Source organism: Streptomyces sp. NPDC043952, assembly GCF_056435325.1.
This window is the reverse complement of the sequence record NZ_JBWKES010000010.1, coordinates 146,518-172,103: the sequence shown is the minus strand read 5'-3', so window position 1 is coordinate 172,103 and position 25,586 is coordinate 146,518. Positions and strand designations below refer to the sequence as shown.

The window sequence follows — 25,586 nt, the reverse complement described above, 5'->3', positions numbered from 1 at the left end:
CCGTCCTCGGCCCGGCACCAGGAGGTCCGCCGTGCCTGTCATTACCGCTCCCTACGCCTTCAACGAGGGCCGTCTCTTCGTCGACCTGGAGTCGATCTGCGGACAACCCCTCCATCTCAAGTGCGAGGGCTTCAACTTCGCCGGCTCCATCAAGCTGAAGGCCGCGAACGAGATGGTGGAGAGCGCCGAGCGGGACGGACTCCTGACGCCGGAGTCCATCCTCGTCGAGTCCTCCTCCGGGAACCTCGGCGTGGCGCTCAGCATGATCGCCGCCAGCAAGGGCTACCAGTTCCTGTGTGTGACGGACTCCCGTTGCAACCTGTCCACCAGACTGCTGATGGAGGCGCTCGGCAGCGAGGTGCACGTCATCGCCGACCAGGACTCCAACGGCGGATTCCTGGGCACGCGGATCGAGTACGTGCGCCAGCTGTGCGCGTCCGACGAACGGTACGTCTGGCTGAGCCAGTACACCAACGCGGGCAACTGGCGGGCGCACTACCGCACCACGGCCCCGGAGATCGCCCAGGAGTTCCCCGACCTGGACGTGGTGTTCATCGGGGCCGGCACCACCGGCACCCTGATGGGCTGCGCCCGCTGGTTCCGGCAGTGGCACCGGCCGGTGCGGATCGTCGCCGTGGACAGCGTGGGCTCGGTGGCCTTCGGCGGCGAGCCGGGCCGCCGGATGATTCCGGGCCTGGGCATGAGCATGCGCCCGCCGCTGCTGGACGAGTCCGTCGTGGACGAGGTGATCCGAGTGGAGGAGGCGGACACCATCCGCATGTGCCACCGCATGGCCCGCCGCGGCTTCCTGTTCGGCGGCTCCACCGGGACCGTCGTCAGCGGGGCCACCGACTGGCTGGCCCGGCATGACACCCGCGGCCTGTCCGCGGTCGCCATCGCGCCCGACATGGGCGAGCGCTACCTCGACACCGTCTACCAGACCAACTGGCTCCAGGACCTGTACGGCGATCACGTCCTGGAGGACGAGGGGATGGACTCCGTGACGGAGGAGGTCGAGTCCGCGCCCCGGACGTCGGAGCGCAGGCGCCGCCCATAGCGCCTCGGCCAAGGAAGGGCGCCTGACCGGGGATGTTGCCCCGAAAGGCGCCCTTCGGCATGTGCGGGAGGGCGGCTCGGGCGTGCCGCGAGGGGCAGCGTCACGCCGTGTCCGAGGGCACTCCCGCCGGGTACGAGGGGGCAGCTTCGCCCCGTACGGGAGGGCACGTACGCCCCGCGCTCAGGGGCACCACCGCGCGCGCCCTGCCGCCCCCGTCCCCCACATGAACGGTAGGGAATAGGCCATTCCGCCCGGACCCTGCCGCGCCGTGGGCCCCGGTACCGCTTCCGCCCGGCCTTGAATTCCCTGGCCACCGGCGTTGACCTGCACATTTCCTGCACAGTTCGGCCCGGTATCGGTTTTCGGACGGAGTGAAATGCGCCCCTTCCCTCATAGGCCACACCAGGCGAACTATTTTCAGAAAAGCCACCTCATTGGGCGACGTTCGCGAGTTCACCGCTCACGTTCAGGACCTCATGACACTGCTGTGCCTGCCGGCCCGTGGCCGGTGTGCCCGGCTTCGCGCAGGTGACTTTCGCGGTGACGGTGGCGTTCGCGGGGATCTCGATGGGGGTGACCCAGTGGTAATCCTGGTTGCGGAAGGTCTCCAGCGCGATCGTGGTGATCTTCCGGTCGCCGAAGGTGATGGTCATGACCCCCTCGTCGCCCTGGAAGTTGGCGACCACGATGTCCGTGACGCCGAACACCTTGCCCTTGGGCACCGTGTAGCTGCCGGTCTTGTCCTGTCCGCCGGCCGTCTCCACGTCGATGGTGGTCGAGCTCTGCTCGCCGCCGCCCACCGAGGTTCCGGGACCGGTGCCGCCGGGGCTGCCGCCGCCGGGCACGCCGGTTCCCGTGCCGCCCTGTTCCTTGCCGGTGCCCGTGCCGCTGCCGTTGCCGGTGCCCGGCGACTGCCCGTTCTTGTCGCCGCCGGGGGTGGGGCGCGGCTGGACCACCTCGTCGGCTGCCTGCCGGGCCGCGCTGCGCACCGCGGGGCGCACCAGCGCGAACCAGGCGAGCAGCAGGGCGAGGATGGCCGCGAGCAGGGCCAGCAGCCACTTCGGGAAGATGGGGATCTGGACGAACTCGGCCTCCAGCGGGGGCCGTACATACGCCGCGGGGCGGGCGCCGCCCTCCGCCTCCGCCTCGGCCGCGCTGTCGGTGGGGTGCACGGTGAACGGCCATACGGCGGGCTTGCCGAACCACACCGGTTTGCCGGTGCGCACCCGCAGCCGGGTCTCCGCCGACTCGCCGGTCGCCAGCTCCAGGTTGGCCGGGACGAACCCGAACCGCAGCTCCTCACCGGCCTGTTCGGGCCGGAAGGCGATCCGCGTCGGGGTGTTGCCCTCGTTGCGCACCGCCACCCGGTAGCGGCCGCGCAGCCAGCCGCGCCGGCGCCGCGGGAGGATCTCGGTGCGCAGCTCGTGGAACGCCTCGATGTGCACCGTGGTCTCGGGCACGGTGACCGACTCGGGGTGCTCGGCCGGCAACACCCGTACGCCCAGCGGCACATCGCCGGCCCGGACCTCGGGCGAGCGGGGTGGGGCCAGGGTGATGGTGACCGTCTCGGAGGTGCCGGGGTAGAGCGAGATACGCGCGGGTTCCACGGTCGCCCAGGGCGCACAGTCGCCCACCACCTCCAGCGTGTACGCCTCGACGATGTCGCTGTCGTTGCGCACGGTCAGGCTGGTGGTGGCGGTGCCGCCCGGCGTCACCGTCACGGCCGGGATGTCGAGGCCGGGGGCGCCGGGTCCGGAAGAGGGTGCAGATGGCGTCACGCCACGACGGTAGAGCCGTACCCGGACGACGACGAGAGATGCGGGGGCAACTTCCGGGCAGCCGACCTGCCCGCAGCGGCCAAGGTCAACTCCACCGAACGGGAGGCGAGCTGACACGCCGTAGGCGGCGTGTGCTCCATCCCACCGGGCCGGACGCCACCGTCGTCGCCCGGCTCGCGTCCTCAACAACGCCACCATGTCCGGCCTTGCGAAAGAAAGTACCCTTTATGATCGTCCAGATGCCCGGCGGGACCCAGCCCGCCTCCGTCGGCCGCCCGGACCGGGTGACCGTGGCCGTCTACGCCCAGGATCTCGTCCTGCACATCGGCATCGTCCAGCAGTTGCGCCAGCGGCCGGAGCTGGAGTTGCTGTCGGACGCCGACGCGGACGGGGCGCAGATCTCGCTCGTGGTCGTCGACACCGTGGACGACGAGGTGACGGCCCTGCTGCAACGGCTGCAGCGCAACACCGCCACCCGCACCGGCCTGGTGGTGGGCACCTTCGAATCGGCCGCGCTGCAACGGGTGATCGAGTGCGGGGTGGGCGCGGTGCTGCGCCGCTCGGAGGCCGACCAGGACCGGCTGCTGCATCTGGTGCTGGCGCTGGCCAAGGGCGAGGGCGTGCTCCCCGGCGATCTGCTCGGCAAGCTGCTCAGCCATGTCGGCAGCCTCCAGCGGGCGGCGCTCGACCCGCGCGGACTCTCCCTGTCCACGCTGACCGCACGCGAGGCGGACATGCTGCGCCTGGTGGCGGAGGGCCTTGACACCTCGGAGATCGCGGAGAAGACCTCGTACTCCGAACGGACCGTCAAGAACGTGCTGCACGAGGTGACCACGCGGCTCCAGCTGCGCAACCGGGCGCACGCGGTGGGATACGCGCTGCGCAACGGGCTGATCTGACGACGGCTCGGCGAGGGAGCGTGCGCGGGCCGAGTGCCCCGGACACCCGGCGACTGCCCGAAAGCGCAACGGGCCCTTCCCCCGGAAGGGTCCCCGGCGTCCTGCCGCAGGCCCCGCCCGTGCCGCACAGTGGCGGGCGCACCCATGTGTACCGAGACTGCGAGGTGGACCGTGAACGGCACCGCTGGCCCCGGCGGGCAGCGCCGGCTGGGGAGATTCGGCGCCTCGTCGCTGCTGCTGGTCCCGCTTCTGGCGGTGACCGCGGCCTCGGGACCGAGCGGCGCGGACCCCGTCCGGCCGACGGCCGCCGCCACCGCGCCCGCCCGCGTGGCCTACGCGGGCACCGACCACCGCAGCCTGGGCCGGGTCACGAAGACCGACTCCAGCGACCCCCTGTTCGGCTCGGGCCCGGCGCACTACGACGTACAGGCGACGGCGCTCGGGGACACGATCGTGTTCGCGAGCCGCCGCGACGACAAGCGTCCGCAGATCTATCTGCGGGCGCCGGACGGCTCGGTGCGCAAGCTGACCAGCGGCCGGGACGCGGCGCATCCCCGGCTGACCCCGGACGGCAACTCGGTGGTGTTCGACTCGGCGGAGCCGGGCGGTCCGGACGGCAAGAAGCAGCGCGATCTGTGGCTGGTGCGCACCGACGGCACCGGTCTGACCCGGCTGACCGACACGCCGTACGACGAGCAGAGCCCGACCGTGTCGGCGGACGGGCAGCGGCTGGCCTACAGCGCGAACCCGGACGCGGGCGCCGGACCGCAGATCTATGTGCGCCCGCTGGCCGGGGGCACCGCGACCGCGCTCACCGGGACGCTCGGCGGCAAGGCGACCGAGCCGGTGTTCAACCCGGTGAACGACGACGCGCACCGCGACCTCCTCGCGTACACGTACACCGCCGACTCCAGGACCGGGCCGAAGCTGCGGGAGCTGGGCCGCCCGGACGGGGACCAGCCGCTGCTCGCGGGCACGGCGGCACAGTGGCAGACGCACGGTGCGGCCTGGCTCCCCGACGGCAACGGTGTGCTGTTCCTCAGCACCAACCACACGTGCAGTTGCGAGGGCGACTGGAACCATGTGTGGCGGGCCCCGCAGAACCCCGGCCAGAACCCCGACCCGGAGCTGGTGCTGAGTGAGAACCGCGATGTCACCTCGGTGACCTGGGTCGGCCCGCTGACCGGCGGCTACCCGGTGGTGGACCGGCTCTCGGAGCCCGCGCCGCAGGTGAACGGCCAGAACGCGACGCCGGACCAGCGGGTGGCGACCTTGCAGGACGTGCGAATGGACGGCTCCGACCCGCGCGATCTCGGGGTGACCGTCCTCCAGGAGGACCCGGCGGCCGGCACCAACACCGATCCGACGAAGGACCCGTTGTTCCAGCCGGCGGCCGGGTACGACCCCTGGACCGAGCGGCAGAACTACACGCCGGACGGCCGCGGGATCGTGGTGACCCGGTTCGAGAACGCGCCGGGCGGCCAGGGACGGATCGAGCGGATCTGGACGACGGACGCCGATGGCCAGAACCCGCGGGCGCTGCCGCTGGCCGGGCGGGGGCCCAAGGACTGGGACACCGACCCGACGTTCTCACCGGACGGCAAGTACCTCGCGTTCACCCGGACTTCGCCCGGCGGGGTCGGCTCCGCGTCCGGCCCCGGCCGCATCCTGATCGCCGACGCCGCCACGGGCGCGATCGTGCACGAGGTGGTCCCGCCGGCCGGTCAGCAAAACGGCAGCGACGCGCAGCCCACCTGGTCCCCGGACGGCACGATGCTCGCCTTCACCCGCAACGAGGTGATCGACGGGAACGGCGGCAACAAGCACATCTGGACCGTGCCGATCGACGACCTGAACGCGCAGAAGGACCTCAGCGCCGCGAACTGCCCCGGCAACTGCTCGGTCATCGACGACAGCCCCGCGTTCTCCCCCGACGGGCGCTCGATCGCCTTCAACCGCAAGAACGGCGGCGGCCTCGTCGACGAGCGCAACGGCCTGGTGCTGACCTCCGTGTCCGGCGGCAGCTGCCAGGTGCTGCTGCCCGCGGCCGCGCGGGGCACCGCGGACGCCTGCCGGCAGCAGCTGCCCGACACCACGGTCACCGGACCGCACCAGCCGCGCGACGCGGCCTGGACGGCCGACGGCACCCGGATCGTGTTCAGCGCGCGGGACGACGCACCGGTCAACTGCCCCGAGAACCTGTACGTGCTGACCGTGGCGACCGGCCGTGTCACCCCGCTCACCACCGAACTGCCGGGCCGTCAGAAGGAGCCCAGCGTCGAGCAGTCGGTGGACCTCGCGGTGCACGCTCCGGGTACGACGCCCCCGGTCACCGTCGGCAAGTCCACCGACCTGAAGGTGGACGTCGTCAACAACGGCCCGGCCGCCTCGCCCGGCACCACGCTGACCATGGCACCGCCGGCCGGGGTGACCGTCACCAAGGTCACCTATCCCGGCGGCAGTTGCGACGCCGCCACGCTCCAGTGCGACCTCGGGGTGGTGCCACCCGGTACGACGGTCCCGGTCACCGTGACCGTCACCGGGAACGTGACCGGCGACCAGCCGATCGACTGGTCGGTCACCGGCAGCGTGATCGACCCGCAGCCCGGCGACAACTCCGCCCGGACCGTGGTGCCGGTGCAGCCGCCCGCGCCGCCGACCCCGCCCCCGACACCCACGCCCACACCGACCCCCACGCCCACGCATACGCCCACCCCGCCGCCCGCCCCGCCCACACCGCCCGCGCCCAAGGCGGGGCCGGGGGTCACCGTGACCGCCCAGCCCGATCCGGGCTATGTCGGCGGCCGGGTCGTGGTCACGTACACCGTGCGCAACGGCCGCAACGCGCTGGCCACCGGGCTGCGGCTGCGCGTCGCGCTGCCCGCCGGGATCCCGAACGGCGGTCCGCCACCGGGCTGCGACAGCTCCTGGCTGTGCGCGCTGCCGGACCTGTCGCCGGGTGCGAGCACCGTCGTACGGGTGGTGCTCTCCCCCGACCACGCGCTGACCGGCCGGGCCACCGGCGTGCTGACCACCACCGGCACGGACGCCAACCCCCGTGACAACAAGGCCAGTACGAAGCTGCGGATCCTCCAGCCGAGGATCATCGCGGTGCCGCCCATCGGCAAGCCCGGCTTCGTCACCTCGGTGCGCGGCAAGGACTTCCCGCCGGGCGTGCCGGTGCGGTTCGCCTGGAAGCCGGGAATCACCGCGGCCGCCGCACCGACCGTGCCCAAGCCGGACGGCACCTTCATCGGCCAGTTGCTCATCCTCACCAAGGACCAGACGGGACCGCGCACCATCACCGCGCGGGGGCCCGGATTCTCCCCGGTGAAGACGGACTTCCTGGTGGTGCTGGGCAGTGTGCAGCCGCCGGACGAGGTGACCCGCCGATGATCCACGAGGTCGACGAGGCGCTGCGCGCGCTGCTCGCCGGGTCCGGTCTGGAGGCGTCCGGGGTCGAGGTGGTCTTCGACGCGCCGACCCGCGAGTGGGCGGCCCGCCGCAACGCGCCCACGGTGTGCGTGTTCCTGTACCACATCCAGGAGGACGCCACCCGGCGCGGCAGCGGCGCCGGTGAGGTGCACGACGCCGAGGGGTATGTGGTGGCGCGGCGCACCCCGCCCCGCTGGTTCGAGCTGACGTATCTGGTCACGGCGTGGGCGAGCCGCCCGCAGGACGAACACCGGCTGCTGTCGCAGGTGCTGGGCACGCTGGTGAGCACGGACGCGCTGCCGGCGGAGCTGCTCACCGGCACGCTCGCCGAGCTGGGGCTGACCGTCTCCCTGGACACCGCCGGGGGCGGGATGGACGCGCCGTCCGCGTCCGATGTGTGGTCGGCGCTGGACGGCGAGCTCAAGCCCTCGCTCGGGGTCCGGGTGCGCGCGCCGCTGGCCGCCGTGGCCCGCCCGGCCGCGCCACCGGTGACCGAAGGGCTCGTGGTGCGGGCGGGCGGGCTCGGACCCGGCGAGGAGCCCGCGCCGGGACGGCGGCTGCGGTACGAGGAGGTGGGCGACCCCGGTGCGGAGGGCTTCGCCGGCCCGCGCGCGCGGCCTGCGGTGCCGGCCCGGCGCCGCAGGGGAAGGCGGCAGCCCTGATGTACGCCACCGAGGCCGAGGTCGACGTCCTGTGGGCGCGGCTGCGGCTGATCGAGGAGCGGGTGCGGTACGCGGTGGCCGCGCGGCGCGCCGTCGACCCGGATCCCGACGATCCGTACCGGGGCCAGTATCTGACCCCGGAGGCGGTGCAGCGGATCCTCGACGGGGAGAGCGGCCTTGGGCTGCCCGACCACGAGCCGCCGCCCGTGCCACCGGCCTCCCAACTCGGGGTGCTGGCCGAGCGGTTCGGGCTCTCGCCGCTGGACACGGATCTCCTCCTGGTCGCCCTGGCCCCGGATCTGGATCCCCGGTTCGAGCGGCTGTACGGCTACCTCAACGACGACCTGACGCGCCGCAGGCCGACGGTCGCCCTCGCCCTGGAGCTGTGCGGACTGCCCGCCGCGTCGGCGGCCCGCTTCCGGCTCTCCCCCGGCGCGCCGCTGATCGCGGGCGGCCTGATCGAGGTCACCGAGCCCGAACGGCCGCCGCTGTCCCGCGTGCTGGCGGTCCCGGACCGGGTGAGCGCGCACCTGCTGGGCGGCACGGAACCGGACGCGCGGCTCACCGACGTGCTCGGCGAGGCCGCCGCCGACCCCACGGCCGAGCCCGCCGACGTGGCCCGAGCGGCGGCCGCGGCGCGCTCCGGCCCCGGTCTGGTGCAGTTGCCGGACCGCGGGGGCGACGCGCCCGGCCTCGCGGTGACGGCCCTGCACGCGGCCGGGCTGCGACCGCTGGTGCTCGACGCGGCGGCGCTCGCCCGGCGCCCCGCCGAGGTGCCCGCCCTCGCCCGCGTGGCCGCCCTGGAGGCCCGGCTGTCCGGCGCGGGCGTCGTCCTCGGCCCGCTGGAGGCCCTGCCCCCCGAGCCCGCCCAGCGCGACCGGATCACGCGGGACGTGACCACCGCGCTGCGCGGCCTCCCGCTGTTCGTGTACGGCGCGGACGGCTGGGACCCGGCCTGGGCCGCCGACACCCCGGTGGTCCTGCCGGTGGCCCCGCCCTCCCCCGAGCGGCAGGCCGCACGCTGGCGGCACGCGCTCGAACGGGCCGGCTGCGACGGCATCGCCCCGGCCGACGCGGAGGCGCTCGCCTCGGCGGTCGCCGCGCACCGGCTGGACGGCGGGCAGCTGCGCCGGGCCGCGGACGCCGCGGTGCGCACGGCCGCGCTGGCCGACCGCGCGGTGCGGCCCGACGATCTGCGGGCCGCCGTACGGGCGCAGAACGGCGCGGGGCTCGCGCGGCTGGCCCGCCGGGTGGAACCGGCCGTCGGCTGGGACGACCTGGTGCTGCCCGCGCCGACCCACCGCCGGCTGCGGGAGCTCGCGGTGCGCGCCCGGCATCGCGAGCAGGTGCTCGGGCAGTGGCGGATGCGGCCGGGCGGCGGCCGGGGGCGGGGCGTGATCGCGCTGTTCGCCGGCGAGTCGGGCACCGGCAAGACCATGTCCGCCGAGGTGGTCGCGGCCGACCTGGGCATGGATCTGTACGTGGTGGACCTGTCCACGGTGGTCGACAAATACGTCGGCGAGACCGAGAAGAACCTGGAGCGGATCTTCACCGAGGCGTCCGCGGTCAACGCGGTGCTGCTGTTCGACGAGGCCGACGCGATCTTCGGCAAGCGCTCGCAGGTCAAGGACGCGCACGACCGGCACGCCAACATCGAGTCGGCGTATCTGCTCCAGCGCATGGAGTCCTTCGACGGCATCGCCGTACTGACCACCAATCTGCGGGCCAACCTGGACGAGGCGTTCACCCGGCGGCTCGATGTGATCGCGGACTTCCCGGTGCCGGACGCCGGTCAGCGGCGCGCGCTGTGGGAGCGGTGCCTGGGCGGGCACCTGCCGCGGGCCGGCGATCTCGATCTCGGCTTCTGCGCGGACCGCTTCGAACTGGCCGGCGGTTCCATCCGGGCGTGCGCGGTGACGGCCGCGTATCTGGCGGCCGAGGCCGGACTTCCGCTGAGCATGCGGCAGTTGATGACGGCGGTCGCCCAGGAGTACCGCAAGCTCGGCCGGCTGGTCCTGGAGAGCGAGTTCGGGACGTGGACGAGGGAGATGCTGGCGGACTCCTGAACCGGCCTTTGGCCAGCGGTTTTCACCGGTTCCGGGGCATGACGGCAGGGTCCGTTGCCCGAAAGGGAAGGCCGCGCCGGTCGCGGTCGCCCGGAAAGGCAGCCGACTTGCCCCCGCCCAGGTCCGCGCGCCCCTGTCGCCATGCCGCACCCGCCTCCGAGACTCGGTATCGACGCAGGTGACACCCTTGGCACACGAAGGAGCGAGTATGCCGACGTACCTCACCCCGGGCGTGTACGTGGAGGAGGTGCAGTCCGGTGCGCGACCGATCGAAGGGGTCGGCACCGCCGTCGCCGCGTTCGTCGGCTTCGCCCAGACCGGACCCTTCCACGAGCCCACCCTGGTGACCAACTGGGACCAGTACACGCAGCTGTTCGGCGGTTTCACCGAGGGCACCTATCTGGCGCACGCCGTGTACGGCTACTTCGCCAACGGCGGCGGCGCGGCGTACGTGGTCCGCATCGGCGGCTCCGGCCGCGACTCCGCCGCCCCGGCGGCCCATTCGGTGCCCCGGCAGGCCCCGGCGCCCGAGCCGGTGGCGGTCGGCGGCTTCCTCGTCGCGGCCAAGCCCGGCGTCTCCGGGGTGTCGGTGGAGATCGCCGACCCGGAGGGCGACAACAACCCCGAGGACCGCTTCCGGCTGCTGGTGCGGCGCGGCGAGCAGGTGGTGGAGAACTACGACGTCTCCACCCGCAAGAACGTCAAGGGCTATGTGGTCAACCAGGTCCGGGCCTCCAAGCTGATCGAGGTCACCGAGCAGCGCGACGCCGCCCAGGTGCGGCCCGCCGCCCAGACGGTGGCCCTGCCCGACGCGCCGGGCGCCCCCGCGGTGCCGGCCGCCGGCGAGGTGTCCCGGCTCGACCCCGCCGAGTACGTCGGCGACTCCGCCGCCCGCACCGGGTTCGGCGGTCTGGAGGCCATCGACGAGATCACCATGGTGGCGGTCCCGGACCTGATGGGCGCCTACCAGCGCGGCGACATCGACGCGGAGGGCGTGCGCACGGTCCAGCTCGCGGTGATCTCGCACTGCGAGCAGATGGGCGACCGGGTGGCCGTCCTGGACACCCCGCCGGGCCTCAACGCCCAGCAGGTGCGCACCTGGCGCAACGACGAGGCCGGCTACGACTCCCGGTACGCCACCCTCTACTACCCCTGGGTGCGGGTCTTCGACCCGGCGGCCGGCCGCAACACCACGGTCCCGCCGAGCGGTCACATCGCGGGCGTGTGGGCGCGCAGCGACGCCGAGCGCGGTGTGCACAAGGCACCCGCCAACGAGGTGATCCGCGGCGCGGTCGACCTCGAACTGCGCCTGAGCAAGGGCGAACAGGACCTGCTGAACCCGATCGGCGTGAACTGCGTACGGGCCTTCCCCGGCCGCGGCATCCGGATCTGGGGCGCCCGCACCCTCTCCTCCGACCCGGCCTGGCGCTACCTGAACGTGCGCCGGCTGTTCAACTACCTCGAAGAGTCCATCCTGCTGGGCACCCAGTGGGTGGTCTTCGAGCCGAACGACGACCGGCTGTGGTCCAGCATCCGGCGCAATGTCACCGCGTTCCTCACCGAGGAATGGCGGCGGGGCGCGCTGTTCGGGCGCACCGCCGAGGAGGCGTTCTACGTCAAGTGCGACCGCGGCAACAACCCGCAGGAGTCCATCGACCAGGGCCGGGTCGTGTGTGAGATCGGTGTCGCGCCGGTCAAGCCCGCCGAGTTCGTGGTCTTCCGGCTGGCCCAGTTCTCGGACAGCACCAGCCTCATCGACGAATGAGACCAGTGACCCGCGGGTCGGTCTAGGAAAGGTGACGAAACAGTCATGGCAGAGGGCGATGCTCTTTCCACCCATGTCTTCGGCGTGCAGCTCGGCGGCTACATGGTGGAGTCCATCCAGGAGATCAGCGGCCTGACCGTCGAGGAAGAGGTCGTCGAGGTACGACAGGTCACCTCGGAGGGCAAGCAGATCATCCGCAAGCAGCCGGGCGCCCGGCAGGCGGGCGAGATCACGATCACCCGCGGACTCGACAAGTCCAGCGAGTTCACCAAGTGGATCAAGGAGACACTGAACAACGGGGCCGTCGACACCGCCCGGCAGAACCTGACCATCGAGATCAAGGACTCCAAGGGCGAGACGGTGCGCCGGATCCAGCTGATGCAGGGCTGGGCCTCCCGCTGGGAGGGTCCCTCGCTCAAGGCGGGCGAGTCCGCGGCGGCGACCGAGACGGTGACCATCGTGTTCGAGGAGATCGTCGTCGAATGAGGCGCCGTACGGTGACGGCGGGCAGCCTGGAGGAGATCCTCGACGCGACGGCGCCCGCCCCGGCCCCCGAGCAGTCGCAGGCCCCCGCGCCACCGTCCGGCCCCCCGGCCACGCGCGAGCACGGGCTGCGCACCGAGTTCGAGTTCGAGCTGCCGCGCGGGTACGTGGACGAGTCGGGCACGCTGCACCGCAGCGGGTCGATGCGGCTCGCCACGGCCCGCGACGAGTTGCGCCCGCAGATCGACCTGCGGGTCAAGGAGAACCCCGCGTACCTCAGTGTGGTGCTGCTGAGCCAGGTGATCACCCGGCTCGGCACCATCACCGATGTGCACGCGGGCATCGTGGAGCGGATGTACGCCACCGACGTCGCCTTCCTCCAGGACTTCTACCGCCGGGTCAACAGCGAGGGTCACACCCGCGCGGCGGTGACCTGTCCGCACTGCGAGGGCGGCTTCGAGGTCGACCTCTCGGGTGGGCGCCTGGGGGAATCGTGACGTACGCGCTTCCCCGGCTCCGGGAGGAAGTCGCGTACATCGCCTATCACTTCCACTGGCAGCGCGAGGAGATCCTCGACCTCACCCACGCGGAGCGCCGGCAGTGGGTGGGCGAGATCGCCCGTATCAACGCCCGTATGAACGAGGGTGGTTGAGGTCATGGCGTGGTGGGGTGGGGTACGCCGCCGCGGGGACCGGGCCGCCGACACCGCGTCGGCGGCTCCGTCGGGTCCGTCCGGCACCGGGCCGGCGGGGGCGTCTTCGTCCGTGCCCGAGGGATGGGACGGCGGCTGGCGCCGGGTCGCGCCGCCGTCGCTGACCGTGGCCCGCGCGCCGCTCGGCGTCAGCGACGGCCTCACCTTCCGCGACGGCCTCGCCTCCTGGCAGAACCCCGCCTTCGACTCGGGCCTCGGCCATGGGCTGCTGCCCTCGGCGCCGATGGGCCTGGTGCACGGCGTGACGCGTCCCGCCGTCCAGCGGTCCGAGCACGGAGGCGGCGGCCCGCTGCTGCTGCGCTCACTGCCGGAGCCCGGTGGCGAGGAGGCGGCGGACGGCGAGGGCGCCGGCTCCGCGCTGGCGCAGGTCCAGCGGGTGGTACGGGCCGAGGGCCGGACGGGTGGAGCGGTACGGCGCCGAGCCGGCTCGGCACGTCCGCATACCCCTTCCGAGCCCGTTGCCGGTGACCGTGCGGGGCGGGTGAGCGGACCGGAGCTTCCGGTGGTACGGCGGGTCGCCGTGGTGCCGCATGCTCCGAGCACCGGAACCCCGCCTCGGCGTACGGCAGTTGAGCCGGGCGGGGCGGAAGCCGTACGACCGCGACCGCTGGGCCCCTCGCTGACCGTCGCCCGGCGGGTGGCGACCGGGCCGGTACGCCGGGTCACGGCGGTACGACCGGCGCCGGGGGCCGGCGCGGAGGCCGGGGTCGGTGTGACCGGTTCCAGTTCCGGCGCCGGCGTTGCCAGTTCGGGTTCCGCTGCCGGCGTCGTTCAGCGTGCTTCCGCTCCCGGACGAGGAACTGGGCGCGCTCCGTTGGGGGCGCCGATGGCGGAACTCCCGCCCACCGCGACCCCGTTGGCCGTCGACGGTCCTTCCCGTTCCGTCACGGCCGATGTCGAGTCCCCGAGTGGTCCGGTGCTGCCGGTCGTGCAGCGCAGGGCGGACGCTCCCGCCGCTCCCGAGGCCGCCGCCGGGGAGGCCGCCGCGGCGCCGCGTGCCGTCACGGCCGACCCGCGGACCGGCGCCGGTGCGCAGGCCCCTGCCGTACAGCGCCAGGCGGACGACTCCGGTACGGCCGGTGCTCGGGCGGCGTCCAGGCCGCTGCTTCCCGAGGTGCGGCGCCAGGTGCACACCGGTGCCGCCGAAGGTCCCGAGACACCCCGCGCCACCGAGGTCCAGCCGCCGGCCGACCCGGTACTGCCCGTCGTACAGCGTCAGGCGGAGGCTCCTGGCCCCGCCGGGCACGAGCTGCCGGCCACCGAGGCACCCAAGCCCCGCGCCGCCACGGCCGACGCTCCGGCGCCCTCCCGGCCGCTGCTCCCCGACGTGCAGCGGCTGGTCACTCCCGGCCCCGCTGCGGACACACGACCGGCCAGGCCGGACCTGCCGGCGACCGGTGCCGCCGAGACTCCCGGCGCGGCCGACGCTCAGCCGACGGCAGGGCCGGTGCTGCCGGTCGTACAGCGCCAGACGGACGCCGCGGACGTACGGCCAGGCTCCGAGCCGGTGCCGCCCGTCATCCAGCGCAGGGCGGACGCCTCAGAAGCCGCCCAGCCGACAACCAAGCCGCTCCTTCCCGGAGTTCAGCGCCGGGTGGACGCTCCTGACGCGCCCGGCCTGCCCGCCGCCGACGGCACCCCCGCTTCCCGTGCCGCCGCCGGGCCGGTGCTGCCCGTCGTCCAGCGTCAGGCGGAGGCCCCCGGCACCGGGGCCCCCGCCAAGCCGTTGCTCCCCGGAGTACGGCCCCACGCGGACGCTCCCGCCACCACCGGCAAGGAACCTTCCACCACGGCTCCCCGACCGGCTGCCGCCGCCGAGCCGGCGCCCGGACCGGCGCTGCCCGTCGTACAACGCCAGACGGACGCCTCCGCGCTGCCCGGCGCCACGGCCACCCCGGCGACGCGGCCCGGCGCCGGACCGGCCGCCGAAGGGCCCGCGCCCACGCGCCGTACCGAGCGGCCCGGCCCGGCCGGGGCCCGCGCCCGTGGAGGTCTGGGCGCCCCTCTCTCCGCGCTCCCGCCGACCGCCACCCCGCGTGGGCCGGTCGATGCCGGTGGCCGTCCCGCCCAGCCCTCCGTCCAGCGCGCGGCGGCCAGGCAGGACTCCCCCCTCCTGGGAACGGCGGCGAGCACCGGGACGCCCGGAACGGTGACCAACTCACCTGCCCAGACGCCCACCGCGGGGCCCGCACCGGCCACTCCCCTGGTGACCCGTGCCGTGGCCCAGCCCGCCCCCTCGGCCGTGGGCGCGACCGGCGTCGTACAGCGCGCGGTATCCGCCGGACCGGCGACATCCGGAGGGCGCACCCCCGTCGTCGTGGCCCGTGCCCTCGCCGAGCCCCGCCGGGCCGTGCGCGCCACCGCCCGCTCGCTCCTCTCCGCCCGCCCCCTCACCCTCAGCACCCGTGCCCCTGAAGGCATGCCGCACCCCGCCGCCCCCGGCGCGCCCGCCAAGCCCCCCGTGGTGGCCGCCTCCTGGCATCGTGAACCGGCGCCCGAGGCCCGGCAGGCCGCACCCCAGGTGCAGAGGGCACCCGCTTCGACTCGCCCCGCACTCCCCGTCGTACGCCCGGACACCCCCGTCCAGCGGGCGGCGGCCGGTGCCGCCCTGCCGCTGACCGAGGCGCAGGCGCCCCCGCTCCAGGCGTCCCCGGCACCGGCGTCGCTCACGCCGCCCGGCGGGCTCCCCGTGCCCGTGGTGCGGGTGGCCCGGCCGGCGGAGCCGACTCCCGTGGTTCCGGGCGGCGTTCAGATCGATGTCGTCCAGCGGGACGCGAAGGGGGCCGCCGCCGGGAAGTCCGCGCCCACCCGCCCCCGTTCGGCCTCCGCCCCCGCCGCCTTCCCGGCGCCGGGCACCACGGCCGGCGGGAAGGAGGCCGCGCCGCAGGATCCGGGCGTCGACCTGGAGGACCTGGCGCGGCGGCTGCTGGACCCGTTGGCCCGGTTGCTGCGGGCCGACATGCGGCGGGGACGGGAACGCGCCGGACGCCCCTACGACGGACGGCGCTAGCGGACATGGAACGGATGGCCCACGGATGACGGACAACATCTTCGCGACGAGCGTGTTCTTCCGGCTCCAGATCGGCGGCAATGATCTGGGCGCCTTCCACACGTGCTCCGGCATGGGCGCGCAGGTGGAGATGGAGAGCTACGCGGAGGGCGGCAACAACGGCTTCACCTGGCAGCTGCCGGGCCGGGTCACCTGGTCGAACATCACGCTGACCCGGCCGGTCACCGCCGACACGATGAAGATCAGCCGCTGGCTGGACCAGACGCTGCGCCGCGTGGAGCCCAAGGACGGCGAGATCGTGGCGCTGAAGCCGAATCTGTCGCGGATCGTCGGCTGGCAGGTGCTCGGCATCGTGCCGGTGCGCTGGGAGGGGCCGTCCTTCGACCCGGCCAACTCGCAGCCGGCGGTGGAGACTCTGGAGATCGCCCACGAGGGACTGCGGCCCTCCTGACCCCGCCGCTCCACCCCCTGTCACCCCGATCCGTACGAAAGGAGTTCCCGGTATGTCCGCCGCCCCCCGCACCAGCCGTGCCCGGGCCCAACTGACCCTGAAGGAACCCCCTTCGGCGGTCGGCGCGAAGCCCGGCGGGACCATCGCGCGGCTCGATCTCCAGTTCAACCCGTCCACCCTGCAACTGCGCAAGTCCACCACCTGGCGGCGCACCCCCTCGCGGATGGCCGGGCAGTCGGCGCTGCCGGAGTTCGTGGGCAGCGGGCCGCGCGAGCTGAGCCTTGAGGTCTTCCTCGACGCGACGTCGACGCACGACGACTCGGTCGAGCAGGCGGTGGAGAAGCTGATGAAGGCCTGCGTGCCGAGCCCGGCGAGCCTCGCCCGCAAGAAGCCGGCGAGCCCCTGGGTGCGGTTCGAGTGGGGTACGGCCCGCACGACCTCGTTCGACGGGGTGATGTCGGGGCTCTCGGTGACGTACACGCTGTTCGACGTGGACGGCAAGCCGCTGCGGGCGACCTGTTCGCTCTCCATCGAGGAGGCGAGCGTCGATCCGGCGGGCCAGAACCCCACCTCGGGCGCGCGCACCGCCCGCAGCACGCACACGATCGTGGCCGGGGACAGCCTGGCGCTGCTGGCCTGGCGGGAGTACGGCAACCCGACGGCCTGGCGGGTGATCGCGGAGGCGAACGGGATCGACGACCCGATGGACCTGGCGCCCGGCACCGAACTGGTGGTGCCGGCGCTCGGGGACGCGGGCGGTGAGGAGGAGCGGTGACGACACCCGAGGCGCGCGGCGGCCGGTCGTTCGCGGCGGACCCCGTCGTGGAGGCGCCCGGTGAGCTGCCGCAGGTCTGGGCGGCGCAGCTGGTGAGTTGTGTGGTGGACGAGAACGTGGGGCTGCCGGACACGGCGGTGCTCACCTATCGCGACCCCGACAACGAGTTCCTCCAGTCGACCGGCGTCACGCTCGGCACACCGCTGAAGGTGTCGGTGGTGACGGTCGCCGGGCAGGCGCGCGAGCAGTTGTTCAACGGCGAGGTCACGGCGGTGGAGATCGACCGGGACGGCACCGGCTCGTTCACGGTGGTGCGCGCCTATTCCAAGGCGCACCGGCTGCAGCGCGGCCGGAAGGTGGTGGCGTACCGGAACATGACGGCCGCCGCGATCGTGCGCAAGGTGGCCGCGGGCGCCGGTCTGCCCGTGGGGAAGGTGGAGGCCGCGCCGGTCACCTACCAGCAGTTGTCGCAGGCCAACGTCTCCGACTGGGACTTCCTCCAGTATCTGGCGGGCGAGAGCGGTGCGCAGGTGCGGGTGGACGACAAGGGGGTGCTCCAGTTCACCCGGCCCGAGCCGGCGTCGGGGGCGCCCGCGCCGTCGACCCCGGCCACGCAGAGCCCGATGGTGCTGGAGTACGGGCGCAATCTGCTGGCGCTGCGGGCCGCCCTGTCGGGCGCGGACGGCGCGTCGCAGGTGGAGGTGCGCGGCTGGGACGTCACCACCAAGACGCCGCTGGTGGCCCGGCAGCCGTCGGTGACCAGCCAGTCGGTGCAGCCGGGGCTCTCACCGTCGCTGGCGTCCGCGTTCGGGGCGAGCGCCAAGCTGACGGTGACCGACACCCCGTACCGTACGCAGGCCGAGACGGCGGCGGCGGCATCGGCGATCTCCGCCCAAGTGGCTTCCGGATTCGCCGAGTTGGAAGTGGTGGTGGAGGGCAGTCCGCGGCTGCGGGCCGGGGTGCCGGTGGCGCTCGGCAATGTGGGGCCCGCGTTCTCCGGCCGGTACACGGCGACCGCCGTGCACCACAGCCTCGATCCGCACCGCGGCTACCGGACCACGGTGTGGGTCAGCGCCAGCCCGGACCGGTCGCTCGCGGGCCTGGCGACCGGGGCCAACGCGCCCGGACGGGGCCCGCGCATTCCGGGCCTGGCGATCGGTGTGGTGACGGACGTGCGGGAGCCGGGCGGCGCGCAGAGCGGCGCGGTGCGGCTCAAGTTCCCCTGGCTGGACGACACGTACGTGTCCGACTGGGTGCGCACGGTGCAGTGGGGCGGCAAGGGCGGCGGGGGCGTGGTCAGCCCGGAGGTCAACGACGAGGTGCTGGTCGGCTTCGAACAGGGCCTGCTGGACAGCCCGTACGTCATCGGCGGCCTGTACAACGGCGTGGACACCCCGTCCAAGCACGACGTCCCGCTGATCGACGGGACCAGCGGCAAGGTCAACCGGCGTTCCATCGTGTCCCGTTCGGGGCACCGGGTGGAGCTGCTGGACCCGCGGTCGGGGCCCTCCGGGGTACGGCTGCGCACCGGCGACGAGCGCATGGAGGTGCTGCTCGACGACCGCGACGATCTGATCACGCTGACCGTGTACGCGGCCGGCGGGCGGCGCGCGCTGTCCTCGGTGCGCCTGGACGAGCACGGCATCACCCTGGACGCGGGCACCGGCACGGTCACCGTGAAGGGCGCCTCCGTGGACATCCACGGCACCAACTCGGCGACCGTGTCCGGCCGTTCGGCGACGGTCTCCGGGCAGACCGACCTCACGCTGGACGGCGGCCTGCTGGGGGTGCTCAAGGCCGACCTCGTCCGCATCAACTGACCCACCCGCACCAGAAACTTCCCAGGAGGAGCCCCACATGCCCGGCGCAGCCCGTACCGGCGATTCCACCAGCCACGGCGGGGTGGTCGCCACCCCGCCGCCCGGCGCCGCCGCGACGGTGGCGCGGGTGCTGATCGGCGGCAAACCCGCCGCCGTGGTGGGCAGCCTGCACACCTGCCCGATCCCCCCGCACGCGGCCCTCGGCCCCGGCAATGTGATCATGCCCAGTCCGGCCGCGCTGACCTCGGGCCTGGTCCTGATCGGCGGGCTGCCGGCCGCACGGGCGGGCGACAAGACCACGTGCGGCGCGAACGTCCTGCTCGGCGCCCTGAACGTGCAGATCGGAGGGGTGTGATGAGCGAGCGGTTCATCGGCCGGGGCTGGGCGTTCCCGCTGCGGGTCGGCCCGACCGGCGGGATCGCGCTGGTGGAGCGGGAGCGGGAGATCGAGGAGGCCATCCGGCTGGTCCTCGGCACCGCGCCCGGTGAGCGGCCGATGCGGCCCGAGTTCGGCTGCGGCATCCACGACTACGTCTTCGCGCCCGGCGACGGCTCCACCGCGGGCCGGATCGCGCAGCAGGTGCGCGAGGCGCTGGAGCGCTGGGAGCCGCGGATCGGCGTGGACGAGGTGGTCGTCGCCTTCGACGCCGTGGACGACGGCACCCTCTACATCGATGTGCGCTACACGATCCGTTCCACCAACGACCGGCGCAACCTGGTGTTTCCCTTCTACACGATCCCCTCCGAGGAGGGGACCGAGGAAGCGGTCGCGGACTGATGGCCCTGCCCTCCCCCAATCTGGACGACCGGCGCTTCCAGCAGCTCGTCGACGAGGCGAAGCGCTATGTGCAGCAGCGCGCTCCGGAGTGGACCGATCACAACGTCTCCGATCCGGGCGTCACCCTGATCGAGACGTTCGCGTACATCGTGGACCAGCTGCTGTACCGGCTGAACCGGGTGCCGGACAAGAACTACACCGCTTTCCTCGACCTGTTGGGCATCCGGCTGTTCCCGCCCGCGGCGGCCTGCGCCGAGGTGGACTTCTGGCTGTCGGCGCCGCAGCAGGACGCGGTGACGCTGCCCGCGGGCACCGAGGTGACCACCTCGGACGGCGAGGCCGAGGAGCCCGTGGTGTTCGCCACCAAGGACGAACTGCGGATCGTGCCCAGCGAGTTGACCCGGCTGGTGAGCGCGCCGCGGGGCGGTGAGCAGACCGACCGGACGCGCGAGCTGGCCGAGGGCCGCGACGTGCGGTGCTTCCAGGCGGCCCCGCAGCCGGGTGACGCGCTGCTGTTCGGGCTGCCCACGGCGGTGCCGCGGTGCATCGTGGCGGTCCGGCTGGACAGCCGGGTGGAGGGCGTCGGCGTGGATCCGCGCCAGCCGCCGCTGGTGTGGGAGGCGTGGGACGGCGGCCGCTGGCGGCTGTGCGAGACCGGCGCGGACACCACGGGCGGTCTGAACCGGCCCGGCGAGGTGATCGTGTACGTGCCGGGCGGGCACACGGCGTCCGTCATCGGCGGCACCCGCGCGGGCTGGCTGCGCTGCCGGGTCACCGAGCCGGAGGCGGGCCAGCCGTTCTACTCGGAGTCCCCGACGGTGCGCGAGGCGACGGTGTTCACGGTCGGCGGCACCACCGCGGTCGAGCACGCCGAGACCGTCACGGACGTGCCGCTCGGCACCTCGGAGGGGGTGGCGGGCCAGACGTTCCGGCTCGGCCGCCCGCCGGTGCTGCTGGACGGCGGGCCGCCGCTGGTGGAGGTCTCCTCGGCCGACGGCTGGCAGCGCTGGGAGGTGGTCGAGCACTTCGGCCGCTCGGGCCCCGGCGACCGGCATGTGCGGGTGGACGCCACCACCGGCGAGTTCAGCTTCCCGCCGGCGCTGCGCGAGCCGGACGGCACGCTGCGGCTGTGCGGGGCGGTGCCGGAGAAGGGCGCCCACATCCGGGTGTCCCGCTACCGCACCGGCGGCGGCCCGGCCGGCAATGTGGCCCGCGGCGCGATCTCGGTGCTGCGCAGCTCGGTGCCGTACATCGCGCGGGTCGTCAACCGGGAGGCGGCGCGCGGCGGCGTGGACGGGGAGACCGTCGCCAACGCCAAGCTGCGTGCCCCGGACGCGCTGCGCATGCAGGAGCGGGCGGTCACGGCCGAGGACCACGAGATCATCGCCCGGCAGGCGGCGCCCTCGGTGCGCCGGGTGCGCTGTCTGCCCGCCGGGGACGCGGGGGCCGGGCCGGGTGCGGTGCGGGTGCTGGTGGTGCCGGACGCGGTCGCCGACGAGGGCGACGACCGGCTCCGCTTCGAGCAGCTCATCCCGTCCGACCAGGTGCTGACCGCGATCACCGAGAGCCTGGACGAACGGCGTCTGATCGGCACCCGGCTGGTGGTGGAGCCGCCGGTCTACCAGGGCGTCACCGTGGTCGCCCGGCTGGCCACCGCACCGGCCGACTCCGACCGGGTGCGGGACGCGGCGCTGGCCGCGCTGTTCCGGTACCTCAACCCGCTGCGCGGCGGCCCGGACGGCACCGGCTGGCCGTTCGGGCGTCCGGTGCAGTACGGCGAGGTGTTCGGGGTGCTCCAGCGGGCCACCGGCAACGCGCTGGTGGAGGACATCCGGCTGTTCGCCGCCGACCCGATCACCGGGCGGCGCGGCGCGCCGGTGGACCGTATCGACGTCGGTCCGGGCGCGCTGGTCTTCTCCTACCAGCACCAGGTCGTCGTGCAGCCCATCGAGCCGGAGGGGCGGCCATGAGCCGTGCCGCCGTTCCCGGTCTGCCGAGCCGGCATCCGATCGGCGGGCTGCTGCCCGCGCTGTACGCCGACGACGACTTCGCGCAGCGGTTCACGGCGGGCCTGGACACCGTCCTCGCCCCCGTGTTCGCCACGCTCGACAATCTGGCCGCCTATCTCGACCCGCGCGTCGCCCCGGCCGACTTCGTGGCCTGGCTGGCGTCCTGGGTGGGTGCGGCCGACGACCCGCAGTGGCCGGACGAGCTGCGCCGCGAGGCGGTGGTACGGGCGGTCGAGCTGCACCGCTGGCGCGGCACCCGGCGCGGTCTCGTGGAGCGGCTGCGGCTCACGCTCGGGGTGGACGCCGAGGTCACCGGCGACGGCGGCGCGGTGTGGTCCCGTACGCCGGGCAGCCCGCTGCCGCCCGCGCCCTCCGGTGAGGTGCTGGTCCGGGTGTGGCCGGGCCGGGAGCCGGTGGTGGACGCGGACCGCGTCCGCGAGATCGTCCGTGCCCACTGTCCCGTCCATGTCTCCTGCCGGGTCGAGATCCTGTCCGGACCGCCCGCCGACGAAGGGAGGTGACGCCATGCGCGCCTGTCCCGCGTGCGGGGCGTCCAACGGCTCCGACGACGACTTCTGCGGCAACTGCGGTGCGTATCTGGGCTGGTCCTCGGAAGGGGCCGCGCGGACGCCGGTGGGCGGCGGCAACGCCCCTGCGGACGAAGGGAGTTCGCCCGCCTCGACGCCGGAGGTCGACTCACGCCCGAACGGCCGGACGAGCGAGGCGAGTTCGGGTTCGACGGCGGCCGACACCCGGTCCCGTGCGGAGGAACGCCGTACGACGCGTACCGACGCCGACGCCGGGCCGGTCCAGGCTCCGCCGGTTCGCGGTACGGCACCCACCGCGTCCGGCGAGTCCGGCGCACCCCCCGCACGCAGCACACCCGCCGCGCCCCCGGCTCCCCCGGCGCCCCGCACGGCTCCCGAGCGGGCGGCGGCCACGACCCCGCGCACACCTCCGGCACCGCCGACACCCCAGGCCTCTCCGGCCTCCCCGGCCTCTCCGGAACCGCGTACCTCGCCGCCCTCCGTCCCTGCCGCACCCCCGCCCCGCACTCCCCCCGCCGCCCCGGCCCCGCGGGCGCCCCGTGCTCCCGAGCCCGTCGAGCCGGCGGCCCACCAGCCCGCTCCCGTGCTGCCCGGAAAGCCGGTCGCGCCGCGGCCCGTCGTGCGGCCGGTGGAGCGGCGGGACGAGGTGGTCGGGCCGCCGTGCCCCGCGTGCGGGACGCCGAATCCGCCGGGGCGCAGGTTCTGCCGGCGCTGTGCCACCCCGCTGAACCCGCAGGCGGCCCCCGCGCCGCTGCCCTGGTGGCGGACGGTGTGGCCGTTCCGGCGCCGGGTGCGGGCCGGGTCCGGGCGGTGGGTGCGGGTCCTGGTGATCCTGCTGGTGGTGCTCGCGCTGGGCGTGGGCGGATTCCTGCTGCTGCCCGCCGGGCGCGCCCTGTTCGAGGACACCCGCGACAAGCTCGCCGGCACCGAGGCCGTCACCGCGACCCGTGTCACGGCGAGCGCGGCCGTGCCCGGCCATCCGGCGTCGAACACCAAGGACGGCCTGAGCAACCGCTATTGGGGCGCGCCGGGGCCGGGCGCCTCGGTGACGTACACCTTCGGCAAGCCGTTCCGGCTGGTGGATCTCATCATCACCAACGGCGCCTCCGACTCGCCGGAGCAGTACGCGACCGAGGCCCGTGCGCTCCAGATGGACATGGAGGTCACGTCCTCGGACGGCACCGTGCACCACAAGTCCATCTCGCTGAGCGACAAGGCGGGTCCGCAGACGGTGCAGACCGGGATCGACGACGTGGTGCGGGTGCGCCTGGTGCTGCACTCGGTCACCGGACTGACGGCCGGCCGCCATGTCGCCGTCGCGGAGGTGGAGTTCTTCCAGCGGAGCTGAACTCCGCTCCGGATCAGGGGAGTCGACGCTCCTGGCCCGGCTGCGACCGCGGGCGCAGCCGGGCGGCCAGGGCGGCGACGTCGTCCTCGGTGGCGCGGGCGTCCAGCCGGGTGACCACGGTGTCGAGGATGTCCTCCAGGCCCGGCGCGGCCCCGAAGTCGATCGCGCCGAGCCGGTCCAGGGAGCGGTCGATGTCCTCGCCGCGCCGCTCGACCAGCCCGTCGGTGAACAGGATCAGGGTCTGCCCCGGCGCCAGCCGGAAGGTGGCCGGCTCATAGCCGCCGAGCCCGGTGCCGAGCGGCGGTCCGACGGGTACCGGCAGCGGAGTCGCCCGGCCGTCCGCGTCGATCACGAACGGCGGCAGATGCCCGGCGCTGGCCAGCGTCACCAGGCCCCGGTTGGGGTCGATCTGCGCCAGCAGGCAGGTGGCGGGCCTGCGTTCGGGTTCGTCGGCGGCCATGTCGTCGAGCTGGCGCAGCACCCGGTGCGGGGGCAGGTCGGCGGAGGCGATGTAGCGCAGCGAGGAGCGGTAGGCGGTCATGTCGACGGCGGCTTCCAGGCCGTGCCCCATGACGTCGCCGACGACCAGCAGGGTGCGGCCGAAGTGCAGTCGTACGGTCTCGCACCAGTCGCCGCCGACCAGCGCGCTGTGCCCGACGGGCAGGTAGCGGATGGCGACGTCCAGGTTCGGGTGCGGGCGGCCTGGTTCGGCCAGCAGGGCGCGCTGGAGCTTGCCGACGATGCCGCTGACCGCGTCGTGCTCGCGGGCGCCCCGGATGTGGGAGGCGGCGCGCTCGGTGAGGAAGCGCAGGAACTCCGCCTCGGGTGCCGCGTAGGGCGCGCGGTCGCGGGCGCAGACCAGCACGCCGTAGTTCCGGCCGCCGGTGGCCAGCGGTACGCAGAGCGCGGAGCGTTCGTCGCCGGGTTCCGCGGCGACGGCCAGGTCCTGGTCCGGGTCCGCGGCGCCGCGGGCGGCCGCGGCGACCCGCCGGGCCTCGGGCAGCAGGGCCGGGTTCCCGCCGACCGCCCCATAAGCGACGCCCGCCTCGCGGCCCCAGCGGAGCACGGCCGCGGCGCCGCCCAGCTGGGCGACGGCGGCGCGGGTCAGCTCCGCGCAGGTCGTGTCCTCGTCGAGGGTCGTACCGATCGTGGCCGCCACCGCGCGCAGCCCGGCCGGGCCCGCGGGCACCGTTTCCGGGGCGGGCCCGGCGGGACCGTGTTCGACGGAGTCGACCGCGGACTGGCGAAACGGCTGAAACCAATCCACCACAGGACTCACCTTAAAGGGGGACACCCGCACCGTCCCACCATGAGCACCTCAGCATCCGCGGGCGCCCTCCCGGCTCTGCCGGGCCGCGACCCGGTCCAGGACCGGCCGCCAGCTCTCCAGGGGAGGTACCCGCAGGCCGACGACCTTCCCGGCGTCGTCGGCGCGGCGCAGCGCGACCGCCGCCGCGAAGTCCGGGCCGCCCTCGAAGGCGGCCGCCTCCGCCGGGGTCATCGGGCCGCCCTGGCAGCCGAGGGTGCGGGCGCTCTCCGCGGACAGCGCGAGCCGCGGATCGGTGGCGGCGAGGTAGCGCTTGGCCGGAATGTGCAGGGCGACCAGGCGGGCGACGCGGGGTCCGAGCAGGCCCTCGACGGCCGCCGCGGCATGGGGGCCGTGTCCGGCCTCGTCGCCGGGCACCAGGTGGTGGCCGATGTCGTGGACGAGCCCGGCGGCCTGCGCCTCCTCGTCGCCGGGGCGGCTCACCGCGAGCAGGGCGGCGACCTGGAGGCCGTGGTCGAGGATGTCCACCGGGTCGCCGGAGCGGTCCGGCCTGTCCCAGACGCCGGCGCACCCGGCCAGCAGGCCCATGAGCGCGTCGACGGAGGAGATCGGGCGGTGCGTCATGAGGACACGCTGCCTCGGCGGGGTGTACGGGAGGGTGTACGACGGGTGGCCGGAAGATGTCGGTCCCGTCCGGCCTGTACGTTCCCACAGACCGGGCGTA

General features: G+C 74.2%; 21 protein-coding genes. 18 read left to right on the top strand and 3 right to left on the bottom strand.

Translation table 11 applies throughout. The annotated features are described in order from the left end of the window. Positions 1 to 31 precede the first annotated feature (31 nt). Positions 32 to 1,057: a 2,3-diaminopropionate biosynthesis protein SbnA gene (gene sbnA / locus AC069R_RS14925; RefSeq protein ID WP_478767213.1), complete on the top strand. Its 1,026-nt coding sequence runs from the start codon at positions 32 to 34 to the stop codon at positions 1,055 to 1,057. Positions 1,058 to 1,488: 431 nt separating this feature from the next. Here sbnA and AC069R_RS14920 read toward each other — a convergent pair whose 3' ends face one another. After that, positions 1,489 to 2,835, bottom strand: a complete 1,347-nt coding sequence (locus tag AC069R_RS14920) for a COG1470 family protein (RefSeq protein WP_478767212.1) — start codon at positions 2,833 to 2,835, stop codon at positions 1,489 to 1,491. A gap of 239 nt (positions 2,836 to 3,074) precedes the next feature. On the opposite strand from AC069R_RS14920, the gene AC069R_RS14915 reads away from it, so the two are divergent. The 17 genes from AC069R_RS14915 to AC069R_RS14835 all read left to right on the top strand — a co-directional run bounded on the left by AC069R_RS14915 (position 3,075) and on the right by AC069R_RS14835 (position 23,595). Beyond that, positions 3,075 to 3,734 carry a helix-turn-helix transcriptional regulator gene (locus AC069R_RS14915; RefSeq protein WP_478767211.1) on the top strand — a complete coding sequence of 220 codons (660 nt, stop codon included), beginning with the start codon at positions 3,075 to 3,077 and terminating at the stop codon, positions 3,732 to 3,734. 171 nt (positions 3,735 to 3,905) lie between these two features. Next, a complete protein-coding gene (locus tag AC069R_RS14910; RefSeq protein ID WP_478767210.1) occupies positions 3,906 to 7,130 on the top strand; it encodes a hypothetical protein in 3,225 nt (1,074 codons plus the stop codon). Continuing rightward, positions 7,127 to 7,831, top strand: coding sequence for a Pvc16 family protein (locus AC069R_RS14905; protein ID WP_478767209.1), 705 nt, complete (start codon positions 7,127 to 7,129; stop codon positions 7,829 to 7,831). The genes AC069R_RS14910 and AC069R_RS14905 overlap by 4 nt, the downstream gene beginning before the upstream one ends. Next, positions 7,831 to 9,897, top strand: a complete 2,067-nt coding sequence (locus tag AC069R_RS14900) for an ATP-binding protein (RefSeq protein WP_478767208.1) — start codon at positions 7,831 to 7,833, stop codon at positions 9,895 to 9,897. The genes AC069R_RS14905 and AC069R_RS14900 overlap by 1 nt, the downstream gene beginning before the upstream one ends. Before the next feature lie 208 nt (positions 9,898 to 10,105). Next, positions 10,106 to 11,662 carry a phage tail sheath family protein gene (locus AC069R_RS14895; RefSeq protein WP_478767207.1) on the top strand — a complete coding sequence of 519 codons (1,557 nt, stop codon included), beginning with the start codon at positions 10,106 to 10,108 and terminating at the stop codon, positions 11,660 to 11,662. Positions 11,663 to 11,707: 45 nt separating this feature from the next. Further along, on the top strand, positions 11,708 to 12,148 hold the full coding sequence (locus AC069R_RS14890) for a phage tail protein (protein WP_037662774.1): 441 nt from the start codon (positions 11,708 to 11,710) through the stop codon (positions 12,146 to 12,148). Further along, complete coding sequence (locus AC069R_RS14885) at positions 12,145 to 12,642, top strand: hypothetical protein (protein WP_478767206.1); 498 nt, start codon at positions 12,145 to 12,147, stop codon at positions 12,640 to 12,642. Before AC069R_RS14890 ends, AC069R_RS14885 begins: the two co-directional genes overlap by 4 nt. Further along, positions 12,639 to 12,797 (top strand): DUF6760 family protein, encoded by a 159-nt coding sequence (locus tag AC069R_RS14880; protein ID WP_164932503.1) that lies wholly within the window; start codon positions 12,639 to 12,641, stop codon positions 12,795 to 12,797. Before AC069R_RS14885 ends, AC069R_RS14880 begins: the two co-directional genes overlap by 4 nt. A 112-nt stretch (positions 12,798 to 12,909) precedes the next feature. Then, positions 12,910 to 15,867: a hypothetical protein gene (locus AC069R_RS14875; protein WP_478767205.1), complete on the top strand. Its 2,958-nt coding sequence runs from the start codon at positions 12,910 to 12,912 to the stop codon at positions 15,865 to 15,867. Between the two features lie 25 nt (positions 15,868 to 15,892). Further along, the gene (locus AC069R_RS14870; RefSeq protein WP_478767204.1) at positions 15,893 to 16,318 is read left to right on the top strand and encodes a phage tail protein; all 426 of its coding nucleotides are present in this window, start codon (positions 15,893 to 15,895) and stop codon (positions 16,316 to 16,318) included. A 52-nt stretch (positions 16,319 to 16,370) separates the two neighbouring features. Continuing rightward, positions 16,371 to 17,093 (top strand): CIS tube protein, encoded by a 723-nt coding sequence (locus AC069R_RS14865; protein WP_397987459.1) that lies wholly within the window; start codon positions 16,371 to 16,373, stop codon positions 17,091 to 17,093. Continuing rightward, a complete protein-coding gene (locus AC069R_RS14860) occupies positions 17,090 to 18,913 on the top strand; it encodes a VgrG-related protein (RefSeq protein WP_478767203.1) in 1,824 nt (607 codons plus the stop codon). Before AC069R_RS14865 ends, AC069R_RS14860 begins: the two co-directional genes overlap by 4 nt. A gap of 37 nt (positions 18,914 to 18,950) precedes the next feature. Further along, positions 18,951 to 19,268: a PAAR domain-containing protein gene (locus AC069R_RS14855; protein ID WP_478767202.1), complete on the top strand. Its 318-nt coding sequence runs from the start codon at positions 18,951 to 18,953 to the stop codon at positions 19,266 to 19,268. Next, positions 19,268 to 19,690, top strand: coding sequence for a GPW/gp25 family protein (locus tag AC069R_RS14850; RefSeq protein ID WP_397987456.1), 423 nt, complete (start codon positions 19,268 to 19,270; stop codon positions 19,688 to 19,690). Before AC069R_RS14855 ends, AC069R_RS14850 begins: the two co-directional genes overlap by 1 nt. Further along, positions 19,690 to 21,660 (top strand): putative baseplate assembly protein, encoded by a 1,971-nt coding sequence (locus AC069R_RS14845; RefSeq protein ID WP_478767201.1) that lies wholly within the window; start codon positions 19,690 to 19,692, stop codon positions 21,658 to 21,660. The genes AC069R_RS14850 and AC069R_RS14845 overlap by 1 nt, the downstream gene beginning before the upstream one ends. Then, the gene (locus AC069R_RS14840) at positions 21,657 to 22,220 is read left to right on the top strand and encodes a phage tail protein (protein ID WP_478767200.1); all 564 of its coding nucleotides are present in this window, start codon (positions 21,657 to 21,659) and stop codon (positions 22,218 to 22,220) included. Before AC069R_RS14845 ends, AC069R_RS14840 begins: the two co-directional genes overlap by 4 nt. 4 nt (positions 22,221 to 22,224) lie before the next feature. Further along, on the top strand, positions 22,225 to 23,595 hold the full coding sequence (locus tag AC069R_RS14835) for an NADase-type glycan-binding domain-containing protein (protein WP_478767199.1): 1,371 nt from the start codon (positions 22,225 to 22,227) through the stop codon (positions 23,593 to 23,595). A gap of 13 nt (positions 23,596 to 23,608) precedes the next feature. On the opposite strand, the gene AC069R_RS14830 is transcribed toward AC069R_RS14835, so the two are convergent. Beyond that, complete coding sequence (locus tag AC069R_RS14830) at positions 23,609 to 24,865, bottom strand: PP2C family protein-serine/threonine phosphatase (RefSeq protein WP_478767198.1); 1,257 nt, start codon at positions 24,863 to 24,865, stop codon at positions 23,609 to 23,611. 48 nt (positions 24,866 to 24,913) lie between these two features. Beyond that, entirely contained in the window at positions 24,914 to 25,486 is a 573-nt protein-coding gene (locus AC069R_RS14825) for an HD domain-containing protein (RefSeq protein ID WP_478767197.1), read from the bottom strand. Between the last annotated feature and the right edge of the window lie 100 nt (positions 25,487 to 25,586).